This is a genomic window from Klebsiella sp. R390, from assembly GCF_051131745.1.
Lineage (GTDB): Bacteria > Pseudomonadota > Gammaproteobacteria > Enterobacterales > Enterobacteriaceae > Klebsiella.
The window spans coordinates 275262-297382 of sequence record NZ_CP180445.1; the positions used below are offsets into that span (position 1 = coordinate 275262).

The window sequence follows — 22121 nt, forward strand, 5'->3', positions numbered from 1 at the left end:
CCTTCCGCTAAGCGCACACAGCGTTAACCATTTTTTAGCATCACCCTTGAATTTCGCTTTCTATCAGGAATAGAATCGTTAGAGCTCTAATGATTTTACGATAACCTGATATCAAGACACTATGGATAACCGGCAGCTTACCTTCTCCCATCTCCTGTATCTCACGGCCCACCACTGGCGACTGGCGGTCAATCGTCGCTTAAAAGACCTCGGTATGAGCCAGGCGAGCTGGGTCGCGGTTGCGGCTATTGCCCGCAACGCCGATCCGCTCTCGCAGATTGAGCTTGCCCAGGAGCTTGGCGTAGAAAGCGCCACCGTGGTCCCGCTGGTCAATCGCCTTGTCGAGCAGGGGCTGGTCGAGCGCGTCATCACCGAGCGCGATAAACGCAAGCGTCTGCTGGTCGCCACGGAAAAAGGCCTGGAGGTCTATCTCCAGGTCAAGACCGTTGCGGACGCGTTGCGCGAAGAGATCCTCAGCACCCTCACCGCCGAGGAGCGCGAGCAAACTCAGCGAGTGCTGGAAAAACTGCTGCGCGAAGTGGAGAAAAAGTAATGCCACGTCGCAAGAGTAACCCGTATGTGCCTCACGACTGGGCCGCGCACGAAAAACCCGCCCTGCTCGGTTCGCCGTCAACGCCCATTCACAGCACCCCAAAGCGCGTCGCCTACGGTATTGTCGGGCTGCTGGTCTGCCTGACCGGTGCTCTGGGTAATGCGGTGGTCACCGCCAACCTGCAAAACCTGCAGGGCACTTTCGCCGCCTGGTCGACGGAGATAGCCTGGCTGCCCGCCGTTTACGTTATGACCAACGTATCGATCAACCTGCTGCTGGTGAAATTTCGCCAGCAGTTCGGCCTGCGCGCCTTTACCGAAGGCTTCCTGGTGCTCTATGTGCTGGTGACCTTTTTCCACCTTTTCGTTAACGATCTCAGCTCGGCTATCATGGTCCGGGCCGCCCACGGCATGGTGGCCGCGGCGCTTAGCTCTTTGGGCATCTACTATCAGGTTCAGGCCTGGCCCGCCCGCCACCGTCTGAAGGCGCTGACGATTGGCATTACCGGGTCGTCGCTGGCCATCCCTATTGCTCGCCTGTTCTCTACCGAGCTGCTACAGATTGATGAATGGCGAGGGCTCTACTTTTTTGAGCTGGGACTGGCGCTGATCTCGCTTGCCTGCGTCATCGCCCTGAAGCTGCCGCCCAGCGATCGCCAAAAGGTGTTTGAGAAAAAAGATTTCATCACCTTTATGCTCCTGGCACCCGGCATGGCACTGGTCTGCGCCGTCCTCTCGCTGGGCCGTCTTGACTGGTGGTTTGAAGCCCCATGGATTGGCTGGTCGTTAGCCGGCGCGGTGGTGCTTATTGTTTCGGCTATCGTCTTTGAGCACAACCGCAGCAACCCGCTGCTTAACACCCACTGGCTCTCCAGCGGCAGTATCCTGCGCCTGGGGCTGATTATGCTGCTGATTCGCATCGTGCTGGCGGAGCAAAACACCGGGGTTATCGGCTGGCTACAGTATGCAGGTCTGCAAAACGAGCAGATGAACACCCTCGCCTGGTCGATTTTCGCCGGTATTCTCAGCGGGATTGTTGCCAGCTGCCTGACCCTGAATCCGCAGCGGCTCTACTGGCCCATCGCCACCGCGCTGGCGTTTATCATGGTCGCTTCGCTGCTCGACAGCCAGTCCACTATTCTGACCCGCCCGGAGCAGCTGATGTTCAGCCAGTTCTTGCTCGGCTTCGGCAGCGCCTTTTTCCTCGCCCCGGCGATGCTGGCGGGGATCGGCGGCGTCATTGCCGACCCGCGTAACCTGGTGAGTTTTTCAGTGCTGTTTGGTATGAGTCAGAACATCGGCGGTCTGCTCGGCTCGGCAATTCTCGGGACCTTTCAGACCTGGCGGGAGAAATTTCACTCCAGCCAGTTGGCTGACCAGTTGACCACGCTGAATCCATTGATTACCGAGCGCCTGCAGCAATACAGCCAGCTGTATCAAAACCAGATTGGCGACAGCACCTTGTTAAGCGTACAGGCCAGCACGCTGCTGCAAAATGCCGCGACGCTGCAGGCCAATATTCTTGCCTACAATGACACCTATCTTTTGACCGCAGCGATTTCCGCCGGGACGCTAATCTGGGTGTTCTGGCGGTTGATAAGACTGCGTATTACCGCCCGTATTGCGCTGAAACGCGCAACGGGAAGCAAATAACACCGATCATTTTTACTCTGGAGTCGTTATGAGTCAGCAGGATGCGGCCAGGCAACAGGCCAACACCCGCAACAATATCCGCGTAGTATCCATTTTTACCGCCGCCGCCATCGGCCTCATCGGCGTCCTGGTGATTTTATACGCCTGGCAACTGCCGCCGTTTACCCGGCACAGTCAGTTTACCGATAACGCCTATGTTCGCGGGCAGACTACCTTTATCAGCCCTCAGGTCAGTGGCTATGTGACCGCGGTCAACGTGCAGGATTTCGAATACGTTAAGCCGGGACAGGTGCTGTTCCAGATTGATGACCGGATCTATAAACAACGCGTTCATCAGGCGCAGGCAACGCTGGCGATGAAAGAGGCGGCGTTAAACAACAACCTTCAGCAACGCAAAAGTGCCGAGGCGGTCATTCAGCGCAATGAAGCCGCGCTGCAAAATGCCCGGGCGCAGAACCAGAAAAACCAGGCAGACTTAAAGCGCGTCCAGGATTTGACCGCCGACGGTTCGTTATCCATTCGCGAACGCGATTCCGCCAGGGCTAACGCGGCGCAGGGTACCGCCGATATCGAACAGGCAAAGGCGACGCTGGAGATGTCACGCCAGGATCGGCAATCGACCATCGTGAACCGCGATGCGCTGGCAGCCGATGTTGCCAGCGCGCGTGCCGCGCTGGAGCTGGCGGAGATCGACCTGAACAATACCCGGATCGTCGCGCCCACCGCCGGCCAGCTCGGACAGATTTCAGTACGCCTCGGCGCCTACGTCAGCGCCGGTACCCACTTAACCTCGCTGGTGCCGCCGCAGCACTGGGTGATTGCCAACATGAAAGAGACGCAGCTGGCGCAAATTCGCATCGGCCAGGCCGCGACCTTTACCGTTGATGCGCTAAACGGCGAAACGTTCAACGGCACCGTCCAGAGCATCTCCCCGGCGACCGGGGTTGAATTCAGCGCCATTTCCCCGGATAACGCCACCGGTAACTTCGTCAAGATCGCGCAGCGAATTCCGGTGCGTATCGCCGTGAGTGAGGGGCAGAAAAACAGCACCCGGCTGCGCCCTGGGATGTCGGTGCAGGTCACTATTGATACACGTGAGGGCACGCAGCCATGATTCGCCCGCTCACCCTCGCGCTGGCTCTCACTCTGATCGGCTGTCAATCAGCGGACGTTCAGCGTGCCGAACCGTCATTACAGATACCGGCCGCCTGGCGCGCCGCTATCGGGCCAGCCAGCCTGGTTGAAGGCGTGTGGTGGCGCAACTTTCACGACAGCCAGCTTAACCACTATGTTGATCAGGCGCTGCGCTACAACAGCGATGTCCTGATCGCCCGCGAACGGGTCAACGAGTATCAGGCCCGGGCCTATGCCGCCGACAGCACGCTGTTTCCGTCGCTGGATGCCGGACTGACCGGCACCCGCGCGCGGGCGCAGTCCGCAGCAACCGGCCTGCCCATACACAGCACGGTCTACAAAGGCGGGTTAACCGCCAGCTACGATGTTGATCTCTGGGGGGCTAACCGCAACGCAGCCAGCGCCGCACAGGCGAGCCTGGAGGCGCAAAAAGCCGCCGCTGCGGCCGCCGACCTCACCGTCGCCACCTCGGTGGCCGTGGGCTATCTGACCCTGCTATCGCTGGACGATCAGCTGCAGGTGACGCAGCAGACGCTGAAATCGCGTGAAGATGCGTACAAGCTGGCTAAACGCCAGTTTGATACCGGCTATACCTCGCGCCTGGAATTGATGCAGGCCGACTCGGAACTGCGTTCGACACGCTCGCAGATCCCGCCGCTACAGCATCAGATTGCTCAGCAGGAGAATGCGCTGAGCGTGCTGATCGGCAGCAACCCCGGCAACATTAAGCGGCAGACTTTCGCCCAACTGACGCCCCTCGTCCTGCCATCGCAGCTGCCGTCTACGCTTTTGAACCGTCGGCCGGATATCGTCCAGGCCCAGCGACAGCTGATTGCTGCCGATGCCACGCTCGCCTCATCGCAGGCGCAGCTGCTGCCGTCGATCAATTTGACCGCCACCGGGAGCCTGCAGGACCGCACGCTGCCGGACCTGCTCGATAACCCGCTGCGGCTCTGGAGCGTCGGCGGTAGTATTCTCGCCCCGTTGCTCAACCGGCAGGCGCTGAATGCGCAGGTGGATGTTTCGATGGCGCAGCGCAACCAGGCGCTGTACGGTTATGAGAAAACGGTGCGTGGTGCATTTCGGGAAGTGAATGACAGCCTTGATGCCATCACCCGCTACGGCGAGCAGTTAACCGAGCTGCTCAGCCAACAGGATGTCGCGCAAGAAACGCTCCGTATTGCGCAGAACCGTTACCGCAACGGCTACTCCTCATATCTTGACGTACTGGACGCCCAGCGAACGTTGTTCGCCACGCAGATTAGCGTTGTGCAGGTGAAGAACAACCTGCTGTTGGCACAGGTGGATTTGTACCGGGCACTGGGAGGTGGCTGGTCTGACTCATCAGGGACGTAACGCAGGAAATCGCTTATGCAACAAAAATGGTCAGCCGTAGACAGTTATCTTGTTGATGCTTTAATTCCCACCGATCCGCTGCTCGCGCAGGTCCTTGAGAATAACCAGCGCGCCGGGCTACCCGCCTTCGACGTTGCTGCCAATCAGGGGCAGTTCCTGGCGCTGCTGGTGCGCATGGTGCGGGCACGGCGGGTGCTGGAGATCGGTACGCTTGGGGGTTACAGCACCATCTGGATGGCCCGCGAACTGCCGGAAGATGGTGAGCTGCTGACGCTCGAAGCCGACCCGCACCATGCGGCGGTGGCGCGGGAAAATCTGCGGCTGGCGGGGGTCGATAACCGGGTCACGCTGCGCGAAGGCCCGGCGCTGCACACCCTCGAGTCGCTGGGGGAATGTCCGCCTTTTGATGTGATTTTTATCGATGCCGACAAACCCAGTAATCCGGATTACTTGCGTTGGGCGCTACATTATTCCCGGCCCGGGACATTGATTATTGGGGATAACGTGGTCCGCGACGGTGAGGTGGTGAACCCGCACAGCGACGACGATCGCGTGCAGGGGGTACGGCGCTTTATTGAAATGATGGCCAGCGATCCGCGCCTGACGGTCACTGCGCTGCAAACGGTAGGCAGCAAAGGCTGGGACGGATTCACCCTCGCGTGGGTGAACGCTCAGTAACCTTGCCCCGGAGGCGGTGCTTCGCACCTGTCCGGGCTACAGGCCAATGCAGCACCCGTAGTCCGGTCAGCGCAGCGCCACCGGGGGAAGTGCGGAGGTTTCGGGCATCGCTGACGCGCAACGCCTCAATCATCCAGCGGATCTCCTGCACTTCCTCATCACCACGCGCCCCGGAGGCGGTGCTTCGCACCTGTCCGGGCTACAGGCCAATGCAGCACCCGTAGCCCGGTCAGCGCAGCGCCACCGGGGGAAGTGCGCAGGTTTCGGGCATCGCTTACGCGACGATTTGCTCCATCGCCTGCAGCACCCGCTTGTCGGAAATCGGATACGGTGTGCCAAGCTGTTGGGCGAAGAAACTGACGCGCAGCTCCTCGATCATCCAGCGGATCTCCTGTACATCCTCATCGCCACGACGCCCCGGCGGCAGCTTATTCAGCCACTGCTGCCAGGCCTGCTGGACGCTTTCCACTTTCAGCATCTGCGCCCGGTCGCGGTGCGGATCAATCGCCATTTTTTCCAGCCGTTTTTCAATGGCCTGGAGATAGCGCAGGGTATCACCGAGTCGTCGGAAACCGTTGCCGGTGACGAAGCCGCGATACACCAGCCCGCCCATCTGCGCTTTAACATCCGACAGGCCCAGCGCCATGCTCATATCCACGCGCCCTTTCAGACGTTTATTGATGTTGAACACCGCGGTCAGAATCTGTTCGACCTGTTTGGCAATCCCTACCACCGTGTCGTTCAGCTCGGCGCGGACCTTGTCGTGCAGCTTAGCGAACGCTTCTTCGCTCCACACCGGGCCGCCCGCTTCGTCGATAAGCTTATCCACGCCGCAGGAGATACAGTCATCAATCAGATCCAACACTTTGCCGTAAGGGTTAAAGTAGAGCCCCAGCTTGGCTTTATTCGGCAGCTTCTCGTGCAGATATTTGATTGGCGAAGGAATATTCAACAGCAGCAGGCGCCGCAGCCCCTGCCACATCGCCTGTTGCTGCTCCAGCGGGTTATCAAACAGCTTGATCGCGACACTGTCACGTTCATCCACCAGCGCCGGCCACGCCTTCACTTTATAGTTACCGCGTTTCTGCTCATAGCTTTCCGGCAGTTGCCCGAAGCTCCAGATATGCAGCCCGCTCTGCTCGATGCCGTCATCGGCGACGGCAGAAAGCGTCTCCTGTACTTTGCCTTTCAGCGCCTCTTTTAAATCCTGCAGCGAACGCCCTTCGGCCAGCTTCTTGTTCTTGTCATCCACGACGCGGAAGGTAATTTTCAGGTGCTCGGGCACCTGATCCCAGTGCCAGGCATCGCGGTCGATGGTCACGCCGCTCATCCGTCGCAGCTCGCGCTCCAGCGAATCCAGCAACGGCAGCTCCAGCGGCGTCACGCGGCCTAAAAAGGCCTCGGCGTAGTTCGGCGCCGGTACAAAGTTGCGGCGCACCGGCTTCGGCAGCGATTTAATCAGCGCGATAATCAGCTCCCGACGCAGGCCGGGGATCTGCCACTCGAACCCGGCCTCTTCCACCTGGTTCAGCAACGGCAGCGGAATATGCACCGTCACGCCATCGGCGTCGGCGCCCGGTTCAAACTGATAGCTCAGCCGCAGCTTGAGGTTGCCCTGGTGCCAGAAGTTCGGGTAGTCCAGCTTGCTGACCTGCTCCGCCCCCTCTTTGATCAACATGCTCTTTTCAAAGTTGAGCAGATCCGGGGTTTCGCGGCTGGCTTGTTTCCACCACTTGTCGAAGTGGCGCGCCGAGATCACTTCATGGCTGATGCGCTGGTCGTAGAACTCAAACATCGTGTCGTCATCGACCAGAATGTCGCGGCGGCGTGACTTGTGCTCCAGCTCTTCGATTTCCGTGCGCAGCTTGAGGTTGTCGCGGAAGAAGGCATGCCGGGTCTGCCAGTCACCTTCCACCAGCGCGTGGCGGATAAACAGCTCGCGGCACAGCGCCGGATCAATCTGGCTATAGTTCACTTTACGGGCGGCAACGATTGGCAGGCCGTAAACCGTGACTTTCTCCGTGGCCATGACCGCGCCCTGCGCCCGCTCCCAGTGCGGTTCACTGTAGGAACGTTTGATCAGATGTTGGGCCACCGGCTCGACCCATTCCGGGTCGATGCGTGCGGCAATGCGTCCCCACAGACGGCTGGTTTCCACCAGCTCGGCGACCATCGTCCACTTCGGCGGCTTCTTGAACAAACCGGAACCCGGGAAGATCGAGAAACGCGCATTGCGCGCCCCGGTAAACTCCTGCTTGTCGGTGTCTTTCATCCCGATATGCGACAACAGCCCGGTCAGCAGCGCGGTATGGATCTCGCGATACTCCGCCGGCTCGCTGTTAATCGGCAGCCCCAGCTCTTTCACCACCTGGCGCAGCTGGGTATAGATATCCTGCCATTCGCGTACCCGCAAATAGTTGAGGAAATCGGTGCGGCACTGGCGGCGGAACTGGTTCGACGAGAGCGCCTTTTGCTGCTCGCCGAGGTAGTTCCACAGGTTCACAAACGCCAGGAAGTCCGACTCTTTATCATGGAAGCGGCGGTGCTTCTCGTCGGAAGCCTGCTGTTTGTCCATTGGACGCTCACGCGGATCCTGAATCGACAGCGCCGAGGTGATAATCATCGCTTCGCGTACGCAGCCATGTTTTTGCGCTTCCAGCACCATCCTCGCCAGACGGGGATCCACCGGGAGCTGGCTCAGTTGACGGCCCATCGGCGTCAGCTTGTAGGCGCTTAGCTGCTCATCGGTGGTGATGGCACCGAGTTCTTCCAGCAGACGCACGCCGTCCTGGATATTGCGTTTGTCCGGCGCTTCAACAAACGGAAACGCCGCAATGTCGCCCAGCCCCAGGGCGGTCATCTGCAAAATGACCGACGCCAGATTGGTCCGCAGAATTTCCGGGTCGGTGAATTCCGGCCGCGACAGGAAATCATCTTCGGAATAGAGGCGAATACAGATCCCTTCCGACACACGGCCACAGCGGCCTTTACGCTGGTTGGCGGAGGCCTGAGACACCGGCTCAATCGGCAGGCGCTGCACTTTGGTGCGGAAGCTATAGCGGCTGATACGCGCGGTACCGGGGTCGATAACGTACTTGATGCCCGGTACGGTCAGCGAGGTTTCGGCGACGTTGGTCGCCAGCACGATCCGTCGCCCGCTATGGGACTGGAAGACGCGGTTTTGCTCGCTGTTCGACAGCCGCGCATACAGCGGCAGCACTTCAGTATGACGCAAATTGAGCTTATTGAGCGCGTCGGCGGTGTCGCGAATTTCGCGCTCGCCGCTCATAAAGATCAGAATATCGCCCGGGCTTTCGCGACCCAGCTCATCCACCGCATCAAAAATCGCCTGCAGCTGATCGCGGTCGGTATCGTCCGCCTCTTCGACAATCGGCCGGTAACGAACTTCCACCGGGTAAGTACGCCCGGAAACTTCAATAATCGGCGCATTGTTAAAGTGGCGCGAGAAGCGTTCCGGGTCGATGGTCGCCGAGGTGATGATCACTTTCAGGTCCGGACGACGCGGCAGCAGCTCGCGCAGATAGCCGAGCAGGAAGTCGATATTGAGGCTGCGTTCGTGAGCCTCATCGATGATGATGGTGTCGTACTGCATCAGCATCCGGTCCTGCTGGATTTCTGCCAGCAGAATACCGTCGGTCATCAGCTTCACCATGGTGTTGTCGCTGACGTGATCGCTAAAGCGGACTTTATAGCCGATGCAGCCGCCCGGCTCGCTTTGCAGCTCTTCGGCAATACGGTTAGCGACGGTACGCGCCGCCAGACGACGCGGCTGCGTATGGCCAATCAGCCCTTTCACCCCGCGCCCCAGCTCCATGCAGATTTTCGGCAGCTGGGTAGTTTTACCGGAACCGGTCTCCCCGGCGACGATAACCACCTGGTGGTCGCGAACGGCCTGCAGGATCTCCTGTTTTTTCTGGCTGACCGGCAGGTTTTCCGGATAAGTAATCGCCGGACGTGAGGCTTCACGCAGCAGGACTCTCCCTGCGGCTTGTTCAATCTCTTGCGCCATCTCCTGAAGAATGGCCTGTTGGGATTCAGGATTTTTAACCTTTTTCACGCCGTGCAGGCGACGGGAGAAGCGTGATTTGTCACGCAGCATCAGGCCATCAAGCTGCTGGAATAGCTGAGAGAAGGTGAACTTTTGTTGTTCTGTCATAGCGTTATCGGGCAGTGCACTGCCGGGCAAAATCTCTTTTGATGTATTGCTGTATATTACCACATCTGTGAACCCCATGCCTTGTTCAAAAAAACTGAATACAGGGTTCGATTTATTGCGCTTTCTCTGCGGCATGATTGTGAATACAGTGTCAACAAGCACCAGGGCATTGACCCGTCAATCTCATATAAGGAAACACCCATGAGCAAAGTATTAGTTCTGAAATCCAGTATTCTGGCAGGCTACTCGCAATCCGGTCAGCTGTCCGACTATTTTGTTGAACAATGGCGTGAGCAGCACGCTGATGACGTTATCACCGTGCGTGACCTGGCCGCGAACCCAATCCCGGTACTGGATGGCGAACTGGTTGGTGCGCTGCGTCCGAGCGACACCCCGCTGACCCCACGTCAGCAGGAAGCGCTGACGCTGTCTGACGAGCTGATTGCTGAACTGCAGGCCAATGACGTGATCGTGATTGCCGCACCGATGTACAACTTCAACATCCCGACGCAGCTGAAGAACTACTTCGACCTGGTGGCTCGCGCTGGCGTGACCTTCCGCTACACCGAAAAAGGACCAGAAGGTCTGGTGACCGGTAAACGTGCGGTCGTTCTGACCAGCCGTGGCGGTATCCATAAAGATACCCCGACCGACCTGGTGACCCCGTACCTGTCTACCTTCCTCGGCTTCATCGGCATCACCGACGTGAACTTTGTCTTCGCCGAAGGCATCGCGTATGGTCCGGAAGTGGCAGCGAAAGCCCAGTCCGACGCCAAAGCAGCCATCGACAGCGTCGTCGCTGCATAAGATTTCACTCCCACCGCCCGGTGGGAGTTTTTTTATCCCTCTCACCATCAGTTTGCGCGCCGCCTTCTAAAGAAAGCCATTCGATCGCAGCTCAACGTTTCGCAGGCGGAAATAGCAAAAGCGCTGGGAGCCAGCGTGGATACGATCAAAAGCTGGGGATCCCGACGTCGTAACCCGACAGGCCTGGCGGCAAAAGTGCTGGCGGAGCATTAAGCCCCAGCAGATGCAGATTGCCCGATGAGGTGCGACATCCCGGCTGGCACGAGGCTTAGCCGGGCTACAGGGCGAGATGACGAGACGGGCTTAGTGCATTAACTCTGCGATTTTGGCCGCAGGTTATCGTCAAACTCCAGCCGTTTGCGGTCTGGCTCCGGCTGTTTTAATGGCTCCACCTGATGCATTGTCTGCTGGCAACGTTCCACCAGCACCTGATATTCGCGGGTCCCCTGCTTTTTCCACGCGATTTCCTGCTCGCTCAGAGTACGAATGGCTTTGGCCGGGCTGCCGACAATCAGATGATTCGCCGGCATCTCCGCGCGGGCTTTGACAAACGCCGACGCGCCAACAATGCTGTTTTCGCCAATCGTCGCCCCGTCGATAATCACCGCACTCATGCCGACCAGCGCGTTGCGGCCAATCACGCAGCCGTGCAGAATCGCCCCGTGACCAATATGCCCGTCCTCTTCGACGATCGTGTCCTGACCGGGGAAACCGTGCATCACGCAGTTATCCTGAATGTTGGCACCATCTTTCACCACGATACGGCCAAAATCACCGCGCAGGCTGGCATTCGGACCGATGTAGACTCCTTTGCCGAGGATCACATCGCCAATCAGAACCGCCGTGGGATGGACATAGCTTTCATCTGGTACGACGGGGGTCATACCGTCAATCTGATAAATCGGCATTGAGCCTCCTTAGGCGCCTGGCAAACCGCCAAAACGCTGAAAATAGAGCGGTCCCGGCGCGGGCAGTTCCCCCACCGAGCTTTCGCCTTTTTCGCCGACGAAGGTCAGCGCACCCGGCGCGACCCGCTGATAAATATTGATACACAGCTGACGGGCGGTTTGCCCGGCCCAGTGGGCAGGCAGCAGCTCCTCCGGCAGCAGCGGATCTTTCAGCACCACCCGGCGATAGAAATGGATGAGTAGCAGTTGGATCTGGAAACAGCGCGCCGGCGTCAGCTCGTCGGCATCGGCCTCACGCAGCAGCGGCAACAGCGGGCGAAACAGCGCAATAAAGGTCTCATACATCGCGTTTTGTTCGGTTAAGTGCCAGCACTCTTCGACCCGGGCGCGCAGCGCCGCCTGGGAGAGCGCCAGCGGTGAATGCGCCTCAAAGCAAATCACATTCTCCGCCACCCCGGCTTCGTGCAACAACGACTGCACGTCGGCCATTTTTTGCGATGGCGAAGCCAGCAGGCTCGGAGCCAGCGCACCGAAGCCTTGCCACAGCAGCTGTTTTTTGACTTCTGCCAGCTGGTTTTTTTCCAGCCCTTCCGACAGCAACAGCAGCCAGGTGCCGTCCCATTCCGGCGCGCTGGCGCGATAAATTTTATGCTCCGCCCGGCGCGTCAGGCGCAGCCCTTTGTCACTCAGCCGGTAGAAGCTGCGGCGGCCGATACGCACCACATCCAGCCACTCCTCTTTGTTCAGACGGAACAGCGCGGTGCGCACAAAGCGTTCGCCAAACCCCAGGCCTTCCAGTAGCGCGGCCACGCTACCGAGCCAGACCTCCCCGCCGCGTTGCAGCAGTGAATCCCCGTACAGCGAAGCAATCAGCGACGTGCCGCTTATCGGCATCGCCTCGACCGCCTGTTGAATAAAGGTGTCAAGCTTACTCATATGATTCATTCTGTTGTTGTTTTTGTCCTTTTCGAATCATAGCACAGGAAAACCCGCAGGCGCTGCTGCGCACCTGTCCGGGCTACCGGTCTGCTGGCGACTGTAAATATTCCACCTTCTCTGTAGCCCGGTCAGCGAAGCGCCACCGGGAACAACGCGGCAAACCGGGGTAAAACATTAACCGTTGGCGGCAACCTTGCGAAGATCGAATACGCGACAGGCTTTACCTTCTGAGCGCGGAATGCTGCCGCAGTTAACGATGCTGATATCGGTCGATATCCCCACCATCGACTTAATGCGGTGACGCAGATGATGGCAGATCTGGCAGCGCTGCTCATGGCTCAGCGATAAGCTGCTTTCTTTTAACTCAACGCGCACCGAAAGCGAATCAAGATGGCCACGACGATTGACCTCCAGTTGATAATGCGGCGACAGATGCTCCACTTTGAGGATCTCTTCTTCCAGCTGTGACGGGAAGACATTGACCCCGCGGATAATCAGCATGTCATCGCTGCGACCGCTGATGCGATCCATGCGGCGCATGGTGCGGGCGGTCCCCGGCAGCAGACGGGTCAGGTCACGGGTGCGGTAGCGGATCACCGGCAGCGCCTCTTTGGTCAGCGTGGTAAACAGCAGTTCACCGTGTTCTCCGTCCGCCAGCGGCGTGCCGTCGTTCGGGTTAACCACTTCCGGGAAGAAGTGATCTTCCCAGATAGTCGGGCCATCGGCGGTTTCCAGACACTCCATTGCCACCCCCGGCCCCATCACTTCCGACAGGCCGTAGATATCCAGTGCCGAGATCCCCAGACGACGCTCGATCTCCGCGCGCATCGCCAGCGTCCACGGCTCGGCGCCGAAAACGCCCACCCGCAGAGAACAACCGCTGGCGTCACCGCCCATCTGGCGCTCGAGCTCTTCAATCAGATTGAGGCAGTAAGACGGCGTCACCATGATCATATCCGGCTTAAAATCGCGGATCAGCTGGGCCTGCTTCTCCGTCTGGCCGCCGGACATCGGGATCACCGTCGCCCCCAGGCGCTCCGCGCCGTAGTGTGCGCCGAGACCGCCGGTGAACAGGCCGTAGCCGTAGGCAACGTGAATTTTATCTTTTGCCGACCCGCCTGCGGCACGCAGGGAACGGGCAACAATATTGGCCCAGGTGTCGATGTCATTTTGCGTGTAGCCCACCACCGTCGGTTTGCCGGTGGTACCCGAAGAGGCGTGGATGCGCACAATTTGCTCCATCGGCACCGCAAAGGTATCAAACGGATAGTTATCGCGCAGATCCTGTTTGGTGGTGCACGGGAACTTGCTCAGGTCGCTCAGTTCATGAAAATCGTCGGGATGAACGCCCGCCGCATCAAATTTACGGCGGTACATTGGCACATTGTCGTAGGCGTGTTTCAGCGTCCACTTCAGACGCTGGGTTTGCAGAGCCTGTAATTCGTCACGAGAAGCAGTTTCAATCGGATCTAATTTTGTAGTAGTTATCATTTTAGGGTACTCGCAGGTAAATTAGCTCACACTCGCTCGAGGATCATGGCAATGCCCTGACCCACGCCAATACACATCGTACACAGCGCATAGCGCCCGTTGCGACGCTGCAACTCCAGCGTGGCGCTCAGCGCCAGCCGCGCGCCACTCATGCCCAACGGATGGCCTAAGGCGATGGCGCCGCCGTTGGGGTTAACATGCGGGGCATCGTCCGCGACGCCCAGTTGCCTGAGCACGCCCAACGCCTGGGCAGCAAAGGCTTCATTCAGTTCGATGACATCCATATCGTTGATGTTCAGACCCGCGCGCTCCAGCACTTTACGTACCGCCGGCACCGGCCCAAGCCCCATGAATTTCGGCTCAACGCCTGCGGTCGCCATCGCCACAATGCGCGCCCGCGGGGTTAACCCCTGAGCCTCAGCCTGCTGCTGGCTGGCAATAATCAGCGCCGCTGCGCCATCGTTCACCCCGGAGGCGTTGCCGGCGGTCACGACGCCGCCTTTACGGAAAGGCGTCTTCAGCTGCGACAGCTGCTCCAGCGTGGTCTCCGCGCGCGGGTGCTCGTCGTCGCGCACCGCGCTCACCATCCCCTTCTTACCGATGATCTGTACCGGGACGATCTCCTGCGCCAGGATCCCCGCCCGCTGCGCTTGCGCCGTCAACCGCTGGCTGCGCAGGGCAAAGGCATCCTGATCGGCCCGGCTTATATTTAACAATTCAGCTACATTCTCTGCTGTTTCTGGCATGCTGTCAGTGCCAAATTGTTGCTGCATGAGCGGGTTCACAAAACGCCAGCCAATGGTGGTATCAAACAGGTCAGCCTGGCGCTGGAACGGCGTGCTGGCCTTGCCCATGACAAACGGCGCCCGCGACATCGACTCCACGCCACCGGCGATCATCAGGTCAGCATCGCCGGCTTTGATAGCCCGCGCAGCAAAGCCAATCGCATCGAGGCCGGACCCGCACAGGCGGTTGATGGTGGTCCCGGAGACCGACGTCGGGTATCCCGCCAGCAAGGTCGCCATATGCGCGACGTTGCGGTTATCTTCCCCGGCCTGGTTAGCACAGCCGAAAATCACGTCATCGATACACGACGGATCCAGCCCCGGGTTACGGCTTAACAGCTCACGCAGTGGGATGGCGGCTAAATCATCGGCGCGAACGCTAGCGAGCGCCCCGCCGTAACGGCCAATCGGTGTACGAATCCCATCACAGATAAAGGCGTCACGCATCAGACTTCTCCCGTGATTGTGCCGCCGATGCGGTGCGATTTGCCGCGAAACAGGGCCACAATCTTTTGTTGTTGGTTAACGATTTCAATGTCGTAGACGCCGGTCAGTTTGCCCTGCTGCTTAACCCTTGCAGTGGCGACCAGACGGTCGCCGGCAAAGGCCGGGCGCAGGAAATCGATGCTGGCCGCTGATGCTACCGCCGCCAGCCCCTGGCTGTTGCAGGCGTAGGCGAAAGCGGTATCGGCCAGCGAGAACAACTGCCCGCCGTGGCAGGTCTGATGCCCGTTGAGCATCGCGGCCGAGACGGTCATGCTCATCTGCGCGTAGCCGTCGTCCATTTCGATAATCTCGATGCCAAGGGTTCTGGCACAGCTGTCGTGTTGGTACATCGCGCGCGCAATGCGCCAGGCCTCATTGCTCATGAGCACTCTCCAGCGCCTTCTGGCGCAGCAAGGAACAAGGACGATAGCGCTCTTCGCCATAATGCTGTTGCAGGTTCTCCAGCAGGCGCAGCACCCGCGGCCAGCCCAGCGTTTCGCCCCACGCCAGCGGGCCATGCGGGTAGTTAACCCCGAGGCGCATCGCGGTATCGATATCTGCCGGACTGGCGACCCCTTTTTGCACCGCGTCCAGCGCTTCATTGACCAGCATGGCGACGGTGCGCCAGACCAGCAGACCGGGATAGTCGGCAACAAGCAGTACTTTTTTGCCCTGCTGCTGGAAATAGCGCACTGCTTTGTCGGTCGCAGACGCCGGGTTGGTAGCCGCCGCAGCCAGCACCACCGTCTCGCCGGCGCAGTAGTCGTACACCACCACCGGACAGCCATACTGCACGCTCAGGGCCTGGGCAGTTTCGCCGGTGGTTTCAAGCAGCCGGACATCGTCCAGTTCAATTGTCACCACGTTGGTGACACCGTCACCTTTTGTGCGCACGGTTTGCGCTCCGCATGCTTCAGGCACGAGGGCGCACGCCGGGTCAGATGTCGCTTCGACCGGCCAGCGATAGACGCCCTGCCCGCTCTTTTTACCCAGCCGCCCCGCCAGCGCCAGCTCCTGCTGGAGCAGTGACGGCAGATAGCGCCGATCCTGCCAGAACGCATTAAACACCGAGCAGGTCACGGCAAAGTTGACGTCCTGACCAATCAGGTCGGTCAGAGCCAGCGGCCCCATCGGAAAGCCGCCGCCGTCGCGTAGTGCAGCGTCAATCACCGTTGCACTCGCCACCTGCTCTTCCAGCGCCCGCCACGCCTCGGCATAGAACGGGCGCGCCACGCGGTTGACGATAAAGCCCGGCGTTGAACGGCAACGTACCGGCTGTTTGCCCCAGGCGGAGACGCACTGGCACAGTTGTTCCACCACCTCCGGCGAGGTGGCCAGCCCGCTGACCACTTCCACCAGTTTCATCACCGGCGCCGGATTAAAGAAATGCAGTCCGGCGACGCGCTCAGGGTGTTTCACGTCGGCGGCAATAGCGGTAATCGAGATCGACGAAGTGTTGCTGGTCAGCAGCGTCGACGGGGAGCAGATCTCCGCTAACTGGCTGAACAGCGCTTTTTTGACGTCCGGCCGCTCCGATGCGGCTTCAATCACCAGCCAGGCATCAGACAGCGCCGTTAAGGCCGTCACCGGTACAATCCGCGCGATCAGCGCTTCGGCCTGTGCTGCCGACAGCTTGCCGCGCGTCACCCGGGAAGCCAGACGCTGGCGAATGCCATCAACGGCACGGGTCAGCGCGTCGGCGGCGATATCGTAAAGCAGAACCTGATGCCCGGCGGCGGCGGCCACTTCCGCAATCCCTGCCCCCATCGTGCCGCCACCAATCACGGCGACGGTATGTTGTGCGTTTCCCATGATTTATTTCCCGCTGAACTGTGGTGGACGTTTGGCGAGGAAGGCGCTGACCCCTTCGCGATAATCGTCGCTGCGTCCCGCCAGGCGCTGGTAATCACGTTCAAGATCCAGCTGTGCATCAAGACCTTGCGTTTCCGATGCCAGCAGCGCTTTCTTGATGAGTCCAAGACCAAAGGTGGGCTGAGTCGCCAGATGGCGCGCCAGCTGACGGCTGGTGTCGGCCAGTTCGGCATCTTCCACCAGCTGCCAGATCATCCCCCATTGCGCGGCCTGTTCGGCGCTGAGCTTTTCGCCCAGCAGCGCCAGCCCCATTGCCCGGGCGCGCCCGGCCACCCGCGGCAGGAACCAGCTACCGCCGCAATCGGGCACCAGTCCCAGCTTGCTGAAAGCCATCACAAAGTTTGCTGAACGCGCGGCGAGTACCAGATCGCAACCCAGCGCCAGCGTGGCGCCCGCCCCGGCTGCCACGCCGTTTACGGCGGCAATCACCGGCTTCGGCAGCGCCGCCAGGCGGCGCACCAGTGGGTTATAGAAGCGCTCAACGGAGAGGCCGAGATCCGGCGCCGGCCCGCTGGGGTCGACGTTGCGGTCATTGAGATCCTGACCGGCGCAAAAGCCGCGTCCGGCCCCGGTAATCAGCAGGCAGCGCACGGCGTCGTCGCGCTCGGCCTGGGTCAGACAGGCTGCCAGTTGCTGATGCATCAGGTCGTTAAAGCTATTCAGACGATCCGGGCGGTTAAGGGTAATCGTCATCACACCCTGTTCAACTTCGCTGAGAATAAATGCGTCCACGATTAGCGTCCTTTAAATTCCGGGGTTCGTTTTTGTAAGAAGGCAGCAATCCCTTCGCGACGGTCGTCAGTGGCGCTCAGCAGCGTAAACAGCTGGCGCTCCTGCTGAAGCCCGGCCTGAAGACTCACTTCCTGGGCCTGACGCAGCGCCTGCTTGGCGGCACGCAGCGCCAGCGGTGCATGGCTCGCCATCGTCGCAGCCAGCTTCAGGGCGTATTCGTCGGTTAACAGCGCCGGCGTGATGTCGCTCACCAGACCAGCCTGTTGTGCCCGCTGGGCATCGATGCTTTCGCCGCTTAACACCATGCGGTTGGCCAGCGCTTTGCCGACGCTACGGATCAGCCGCTGGGTGCCACCGGCTCCCGGCATCAGCCCGAGGGTGATTTCCGGCAGGCCGAAACGGGCGTTATCACCGGCCACCACCACATCGCACAGCAGCGCCAGTTCGCAGCCCGCGCCAAGGGCATAGCCGTTAACGGCAGCAATCAGCGGTTTCGGGAAGGCATCGATCCGCGCCCACAGACGAGGGCGAATATCGTCCAGCGTGGCGGGGAGATCTTTCTCTGCCATTTCGTTGAGATCGGCGCCCGCGGCAAAGAAGCGCGTGTTGCCACTAATCACACAGGCGTTGATCTGCGGGTCAACGGCCGCCGCGTCCAGCGCGTCGGCAAGCTGGGTCAGCAGCGCGTTATTCAGGGCATTACGCGCCTGCGGACGGTTGAGGGTCAGGTGCAGCACATGCTGCTGGCGGGCTATCAGCAGATCGCTCATGCCATCCCCCTTGCATCAAAATCGACCACCACATCGCCGCTGGTCGGCAGCGCCTGGCAGCTCAGCACATACCCGGCCGCCAGCTCGTCCGCTTCAAGGCTGTAGTTCGCCGCCATCGCCACTTCACCGCGCAGCACTTTGCATTTGCAGGTGGCGCAGACGCCGCCTTTGCAGGCGAAGGGTAAATCCGCCCCCTGGCGCAGCGCCGCATCGAGAATGCTGTCATCGTCCGCTCCGAGGGAAATCAACCGGTCGCGACCGTCCTGGCGAATCGTCACGGTACGGCCTTCGGCCTGTACGCCAGTGGCCCGCTTAACGCTGCTCCCCGGCGTGTTAAAACGTTCGAGATGAATATGGTTATCCGCCATCCCCAGCTTACGCAGTGCGGCTTCTGCCTCGTCCATCATCACCGCCGGACCGCAGATAAATGCCTCATCGAATCGGCTGAAATCGAGCAGTTTTGCTGAGAGCGCATGCAACTTGTCGCCGTCGATTCGCCCCTGCAGCAGGTCGCTGTCCATCGACTCCTGGCTGAACAGATGCACCACTTGCAGCCGCTGCGGATAGCGGTCTTTCAGATCCGCCAGCGCCTGGCGAAACATCATGCTGCTACTGCTGCGGTTGCCGTAAATCAGGGTGAAGCGGCTTTGCATTTCGGTGGCGAGGGTCGCGCCAATAATCGCCATCATCGGCGTAATACCGGAACCGGCGGCAATGGCCAGGTAGTCGGCTTCGCGCCCGGCCTGCGGCTGGTAGCCGAAGTGTCCCTGCGGCACCATCACCTCCAGCGCCATCCCCTGGCAGATATCGCTCTGCGCGTACCGGGAGAATCGACCGCCGTCGATGGCTTTGACCGCCACGCTGATTTCCGCCGGCGAGCGGCTGCGGCAGATAGAGTAGCAACGTCTGAGTTCTTCTCCGCCGAGGCGGGTTTTGAGCGTCAGATGCTGGCCCGGCCGGAAGGCATAAGCAGCCTGTAGCGCGTCGGGGATGGCGAAGGTTATGGTCACCGCATCGCGGGTTTCCGGCTCCACTTTCGCCACGGTTAGCGAATGAAACGTCGTCATGGCAACCTCAAATACATTTAAAGTAATCAAAGGGTTCACGGCAGCTGTCGCAGCGGTAGAGCGCTTTGCAGGCCGTGGAACCGAATTCACTGATCGGCGTGGTATGGACGCTGCCGCAACGCGGGCAAACCACCTCACCCGGCAGCCCGGCATGGCAGGCGTGTCCCTGCGGCGGGCTGATGCCGTACTGGCGCAGGCGCTCGCGGGCGTCCTGATTCATCCAGTCGGTGGTCCACGGCGGATCCAGCTGCAGGACGATATGCACCGGGGTGTAGCCGTGGCGGGTCATCGCCGCGCGGATCTCACCCAGCAGATGCTCGGTCGCCGGGCAGCCCGAGTAGGTCGGCGTGAAACCGATAACCCAGCCTTCTCCCTGCGGCGTGACGCTGCGCACCATGCCAAGGTCGGTAATGGTCAGTACCGGCACTTCTGGGTCGGGGATCTCACTGAGCAACGCCCAAATCGCATGGATTTCGGCGGGAGCAATATCGGCGAGACGTTGCATAGTCACCTCCAGTTACCACTGCTGACCGGGATAAGCGCGTTGCAGATACTGCATTTCCGCCAGCAACGGCCCGAGATGTTCGCTGTGCAAACCCTGCTTGCCACCGTGACGAAACGCGGCTTCCTGCGGGATCTGCAGCCCGGCCTCAAGCAGCGCGGTGTGGATCGCGCTTTGCCACTCTTCCTGCAGGTCACGCGGGTCAACGGCAATGCCCTGTTCCACCAGCGCAAGCTCCAGTTCATCGGCATGGAACAGTTCGCCGGTAAAGCGCCACAGGTCGTCCACCGCCTGCTGCATTTTCTGCGCCGATACCGCCGTGCCGTTGCCCAGACGCTCCAGCCAACCGCGGCTAAAACGCAGGTGGTAGCGCACCTCTTTCAGTCCCTTAGCGGCAATGGCGGCCAGCTGCGCATCACGGCTCGCCGTCAAACGGCTAAACAGCGCCACGTGCCAGGCATCAATAAAGCACTGACGGGCAATGGTGTCGGCGAAGTTACCGTTGGGTTGTTCCACCAGCAGCAAATTGCGGTATTGCCGTTCATCACGACCAAAGGCCAGGGTGTCTTCGTCACCACTGCCCGCCAGCTCTGCCGCATAGCTGAGAAAATTACGGGCCTGACCCAGCAGGTCGAGGCCGATATTGGCCAGCGCCAGGTCGATTTCCAGCTCCGGCGCATGGCCGCACCACGCACCTAAACGTTGGGCCAGCACCAGGCCGTTATCGCCGAGACGCAGGGCATAGGTTGCAACGGGATTCAGGTTATTCATCGTTGCCTCACATATGTTCCATGCCGTCCGGCACGTTATAGAAAGTGGGATGGCGGTAAACTTTGCTCTCCGCCGGATCAAAAAACTCGCCGCTGTCCTCCGGCTGTGAGGCGATGATCTGACTGGCTTTCACCACCCACAGCGAGCAGCCTTCGCTGCGACGGGTGTACACATCGCGGGCATTTTCCAGAGCCATCTGGTCATCTGCGGCATGCAGGCTGCCCACGTGACGGTGGGATAACCCCTGTTTGCTGCGGACAAACACTTCATATAACGGCCAGTAAACGTTGCTCATCATGCTTCTCCTTATGCCGCGTCGCGGGAGTGTTGTTTTTGGGCATGCGCCAGGGCGGCTTCGCGCACCCATGCCCCCTCTTCCCAGGCTTTACGCTTGGCTGCCAGACGTTCGTGGTTACAAATACCGCGCCCGTTAATCACTTCATTGAGTTCCTGCCAGTCGATAGCGCCAAAACGGTAATGCCCGGTGGCCTCATCCAGCTGTAAATCGGCGTCCGGGACGGTCATGCCGAGGATCGCGACCTGCGGTACGGTGTTATCGACAAAGCGCTGACGCAGTTCATCGTTGGAGTGCAGTTTGATTTTCCACGCCATGCTGCGGGCGCTGTTCGGCGAGTTATCGTCGCTCGGGCCAAACATCATCAGCGCCGGCCACCAGAAACGGTTGATGGCATCCTGCAACATCTGGCGTTGCGCCTCGCTGCCCTGGGCCAGCGCCATGCAGGCTTCAAAACCCTGGCGCTGATGGAAGCTCTCTTCTTTGCAAATTTTGACCATCGCCCGGGCGTAGGGGCCATAGGACGTCCGGCACAGCGCCACCTGATTGACAATCGCCGCGCCATCAACCAGCCAGCCGATCACCCCGATATCGGCCCAGCTCAGGGTCGGGTAGTTAAAGATCGAGGAGTACTTCATCTGGCCATCAAGCATTTTCTGATACAGATCTTCCCGGGCGCAGCCGAGCGTTTCCGCCGCGCTATAGAGATACAGGCCATGCCCGGCCTCGTCCTGCACCTTAGCCAGCAGAATGGCCTTGCGGCGCAGCGTCGGCGCACGGGTAATCCAGTTACCTTCTGGCAGCATGCCGACAATTTCAGAGTGCGCGTGCTGGCCAATCTGGCGGATCAGCGTTTTGCGGTAGGCCTCCGGCATCCAGTCCTGCGGTTCGATGGCCGTATCCTGCGCGATGCGCTGGTCAAAGCGTTGTTCTTGTGTCACGTCATCACCTTTATGATTCCGATAAATTCAACAAATCATCATTTGTGAATCACTTTGTTTTATAAAAGTTACATGCAGGTTAAATAAAACCACAAATTTTGTTTGTTCTTTTTGTGATAGCCACCGCAAAATATTGCGTAAATTCGCCGCAAGACAACGACATAGCGCCGTGCCGTCTCGCGCCCACGATCACAATGTTAATAAA

The 22121-nt window shown here is 59.9% G+C and carries 20 protein-coding genes and 1 pseudogene; 7 read left to right on the forward strand and 14 right to left on the reverse strand.

Annotation, left to right across the window (positions count from 1 at the left end; translation table 11 throughout):
• Positions 1-121 precede the first annotated feature (121 nt).
• Genes ACMYSP_RS01265 through ACMYSP_RS01285 form a run of 5 tightly spaced genes read left to right on the forward strand, consistent with a single transcriptional unit; the run spans position 122 to position 5373 of the window.
• The gene (locus ACMYSP_RS01265; protein WP_434585086.1) at positions 122-553 is read left to right on the forward strand and encodes a MarR family winged helix-turn-helix transcriptional regulator; all 432 of its coding nucleotides are present in this window, start codon (positions 122-124) and stop codon (positions 551-553) included.
• Positions 553-2205: an MFS transporter gene (locus tag ACMYSP_RS01270; RefSeq protein ID WP_434585088.1), complete on the forward strand. Its 1653-nt coding sequence runs from the start codon at positions 553-555 to the stop codon at positions 2203-2205. Before ACMYSP_RS01265 ends, ACMYSP_RS01270 begins: the two co-directional genes overlap by 1 nt.
• Before the next feature lie 28 nt (positions 2206-2233).
• Positions 2234-3319: an HlyD family secretion protein gene (locus ACMYSP_RS01275; protein ID WP_434585090.1), complete on the forward strand. Its 1086-nt coding sequence runs from the start codon at positions 2234-2236 to the stop codon at positions 3317-3319.
• Positions 3316-4695, forward strand: coding sequence for an efflux transporter outer membrane subunit (locus ACMYSP_RS01280; RefSeq protein ID WP_434585092.1), 1380 nt, complete (start codon positions 3316-3318; stop codon positions 4693-4695). The genes ACMYSP_RS01275 and ACMYSP_RS01280 overlap by 4 nt, the downstream gene beginning before the upstream one ends.
• Before the next feature lie 15 nt (positions 4696-4710).
• Positions 4711-5373, forward strand: coding sequence for an O-methyltransferase (locus ACMYSP_RS01285; RefSeq protein ID WP_434585094.1), 663 nt, complete (start codon positions 4711-4713; stop codon positions 5371-5373).
• A gap of 274 nt (positions 5374-5647) precedes the next feature.
• Here the strand turns inward: ACMYSP_RS01285 and hrpA are convergent, their stop codons facing one another.
• The gene (gene hrpA / locus ACMYSP_RS01290) at positions 5648-9493 is read right to left on the reverse strand and encodes an ATP-dependent RNA helicase HrpA (RefSeq protein WP_434586991.1); all 3846 of its coding nucleotides are present in this window, start codon (positions 9491-9493) and stop codon (positions 5648-5650) included.
• A 258-nt stretch (positions 9494-9751) separates the two neighbouring features.
• Here hrpA and azoR point away from each other — a divergent pair, with 258 nt between their 5' ends.
• Together azoR and nadS are read left to right on the forward strand one after the other, a co-directional pair.
• Positions 9752-10357 carry an FMN-dependent NADH-azoreductase gene (azoR, locus tag ACMYSP_RS01295; RefSeq protein WP_100685176.1) on the forward strand — a complete coding sequence of 202 codons (606 nt, stop codon included), beginning with the start codon at positions 9752-9754 and terminating at the stop codon, positions 10355-10357.
• A 72-nt stretch (positions 10358-10429) separates the two neighbouring features.
• Positions 10430-10570 (forward strand): annotated as a pseudogene (gene nadS / locus ACMYSP_RS01300) (NadS family protein); the annotation flags it as partial.
• Between the two features lie 98 nt (positions 10571-10668).
• Here the strand turns inward: nadS and paaY are convergent.
• The 13 genes from paaY to paaA form a co-directional block, all read right to left on the reverse strand.
• Positions 10669-11265: a phenylacetic acid degradation protein PaaY gene (gene paaY / locus ACMYSP_RS01305; RefSeq protein WP_434585096.1), complete on the reverse strand. Its 597-nt coding sequence runs from the start codon at positions 11263-11265 to the stop codon at positions 10669-10671.
• 9 nt (positions 11266-11274) lie between these two features.
• A complete protein-coding gene (gene paaX / locus ACMYSP_RS01310; protein WP_434585098.1) occupies positions 11275-12201 on the reverse strand; it encodes a phenylacetic acid degradation operon negative regulatory protein PaaX in 927 nt (308 codons plus the stop codon).
• 177 nt (positions 12202-12378) lie between these two features.
• Positions 12379-13695, reverse strand: coding sequence for a phenylacetate--CoA ligase PaaK (gene paaK, locus ACMYSP_RS01315; RefSeq protein ID WP_434585099.1), 1317 nt, complete (start codon positions 13693-13695; stop codon positions 12379-12381).
• 26 nt (positions 13696-13721) lie between these two features.
• Positions 13722-14927: a 3-oxoadipyl-CoA thiolase gene (pcaF, locus tag ACMYSP_RS01320; protein ID WP_434585101.1), complete on the reverse strand. Its 1206-nt coding sequence runs from the start codon at positions 14925-14927 to the stop codon at positions 13722-13724.
• Positions 14927-15349: a hydroxyphenylacetyl-CoA thioesterase PaaI gene (gene paaI / locus ACMYSP_RS01325; protein WP_434585103.1), complete on the reverse strand. Its 423-nt coding sequence runs from the start codon at positions 15347-15349 to the stop codon at positions 14927-14929. The genes pcaF and paaI overlap by 1 nt, the downstream gene beginning before the upstream one ends.
• Positions 15339-16778 (reverse strand): 3-hydroxyacyl-CoA dehydrogenase PaaH, encoded by a 1440-nt coding sequence (gene paaH / locus ACMYSP_RS01330; RefSeq protein WP_434585105.1) that lies wholly within the window; start codon positions 16776-16778, stop codon positions 15339-15341. The genes paaI and paaH overlap by 11 nt, the downstream gene beginning before the upstream one ends.
• Positions 16779-16781: 3 nt before the next feature.
• On the reverse strand, positions 16782-17570 hold the full coding sequence (paaG, locus tag ACMYSP_RS01335; RefSeq protein WP_174508848.1) for a 2-(1,2-epoxy-1,2-dihydrophenyl)acetyl-CoA isomerase PaaG: 789 nt from the start codon (positions 17568-17570) through the stop codon (positions 16782-16784).
• Positions 17571-17572: 2 nt separating this feature from the next.
• Complete coding sequence (gene paaF / locus ACMYSP_RS01340; RefSeq protein ID WP_434585107.1) at positions 17573-18340, reverse strand: 2,3-dehydroadipyl-CoA hydratase PaaF; 768 nt, start codon at positions 18338-18340, stop codon at positions 17573-17575.
• Entirely contained in the window at positions 18337-19407 is a 1071-nt protein-coding gene (gene paaE, locus ACMYSP_RS01345; protein WP_434585109.1) for a 1,2-phenylacetyl-CoA epoxidase subunit PaaE, read from the reverse strand. The genes paaF and paaE overlap by 4 nt, the downstream gene beginning before the upstream one ends.
• A gap of 7 nt (positions 19408-19414) precedes the next feature.
• On the reverse strand, positions 19415-19912 hold the full coding sequence (gene paaD / locus ACMYSP_RS01350) for a 1,2-phenylacetyl-CoA epoxidase subunit PaaD (RefSeq protein ID WP_434585111.1): 498 nt from the start codon (positions 19910-19912) through the stop codon (positions 19415-19417).
• A gap of 12 nt (positions 19913-19924) precedes the next feature.
• The gene (gene paaC, locus ACMYSP_RS01355) at positions 19925-20680 is read right to left on the reverse strand and encodes a 1,2-phenylacetyl-CoA epoxidase subunit PaaC (RefSeq protein ID WP_434585113.1); all 756 of its coding nucleotides are present in this window, start codon (positions 20678-20680) and stop codon (positions 19925-19927) included.
• 7 nt (positions 20681-20687) lie between these two features.
• Entirely contained in the window at positions 20688-20975 is a 288-nt protein-coding gene (paaB, locus tag ACMYSP_RS01360) for a 1,2-phenylacetyl-CoA epoxidase subunit PaaB (RefSeq protein ID WP_434586992.1), read from the reverse strand.
• Positions 20976-20986: 11 nt separating this feature from the next.
• Positions 20987-21916 (reverse strand): 1,2-phenylacetyl-CoA epoxidase subunit PaaA, encoded by a 930-nt coding sequence (paaA, locus tag ACMYSP_RS01365; protein ID WP_434585114.1) that lies wholly within the window; start codon positions 21914-21916, stop codon positions 20987-20989.
• Positions 21917-22121: the final 205 nt, after the last annotated feature.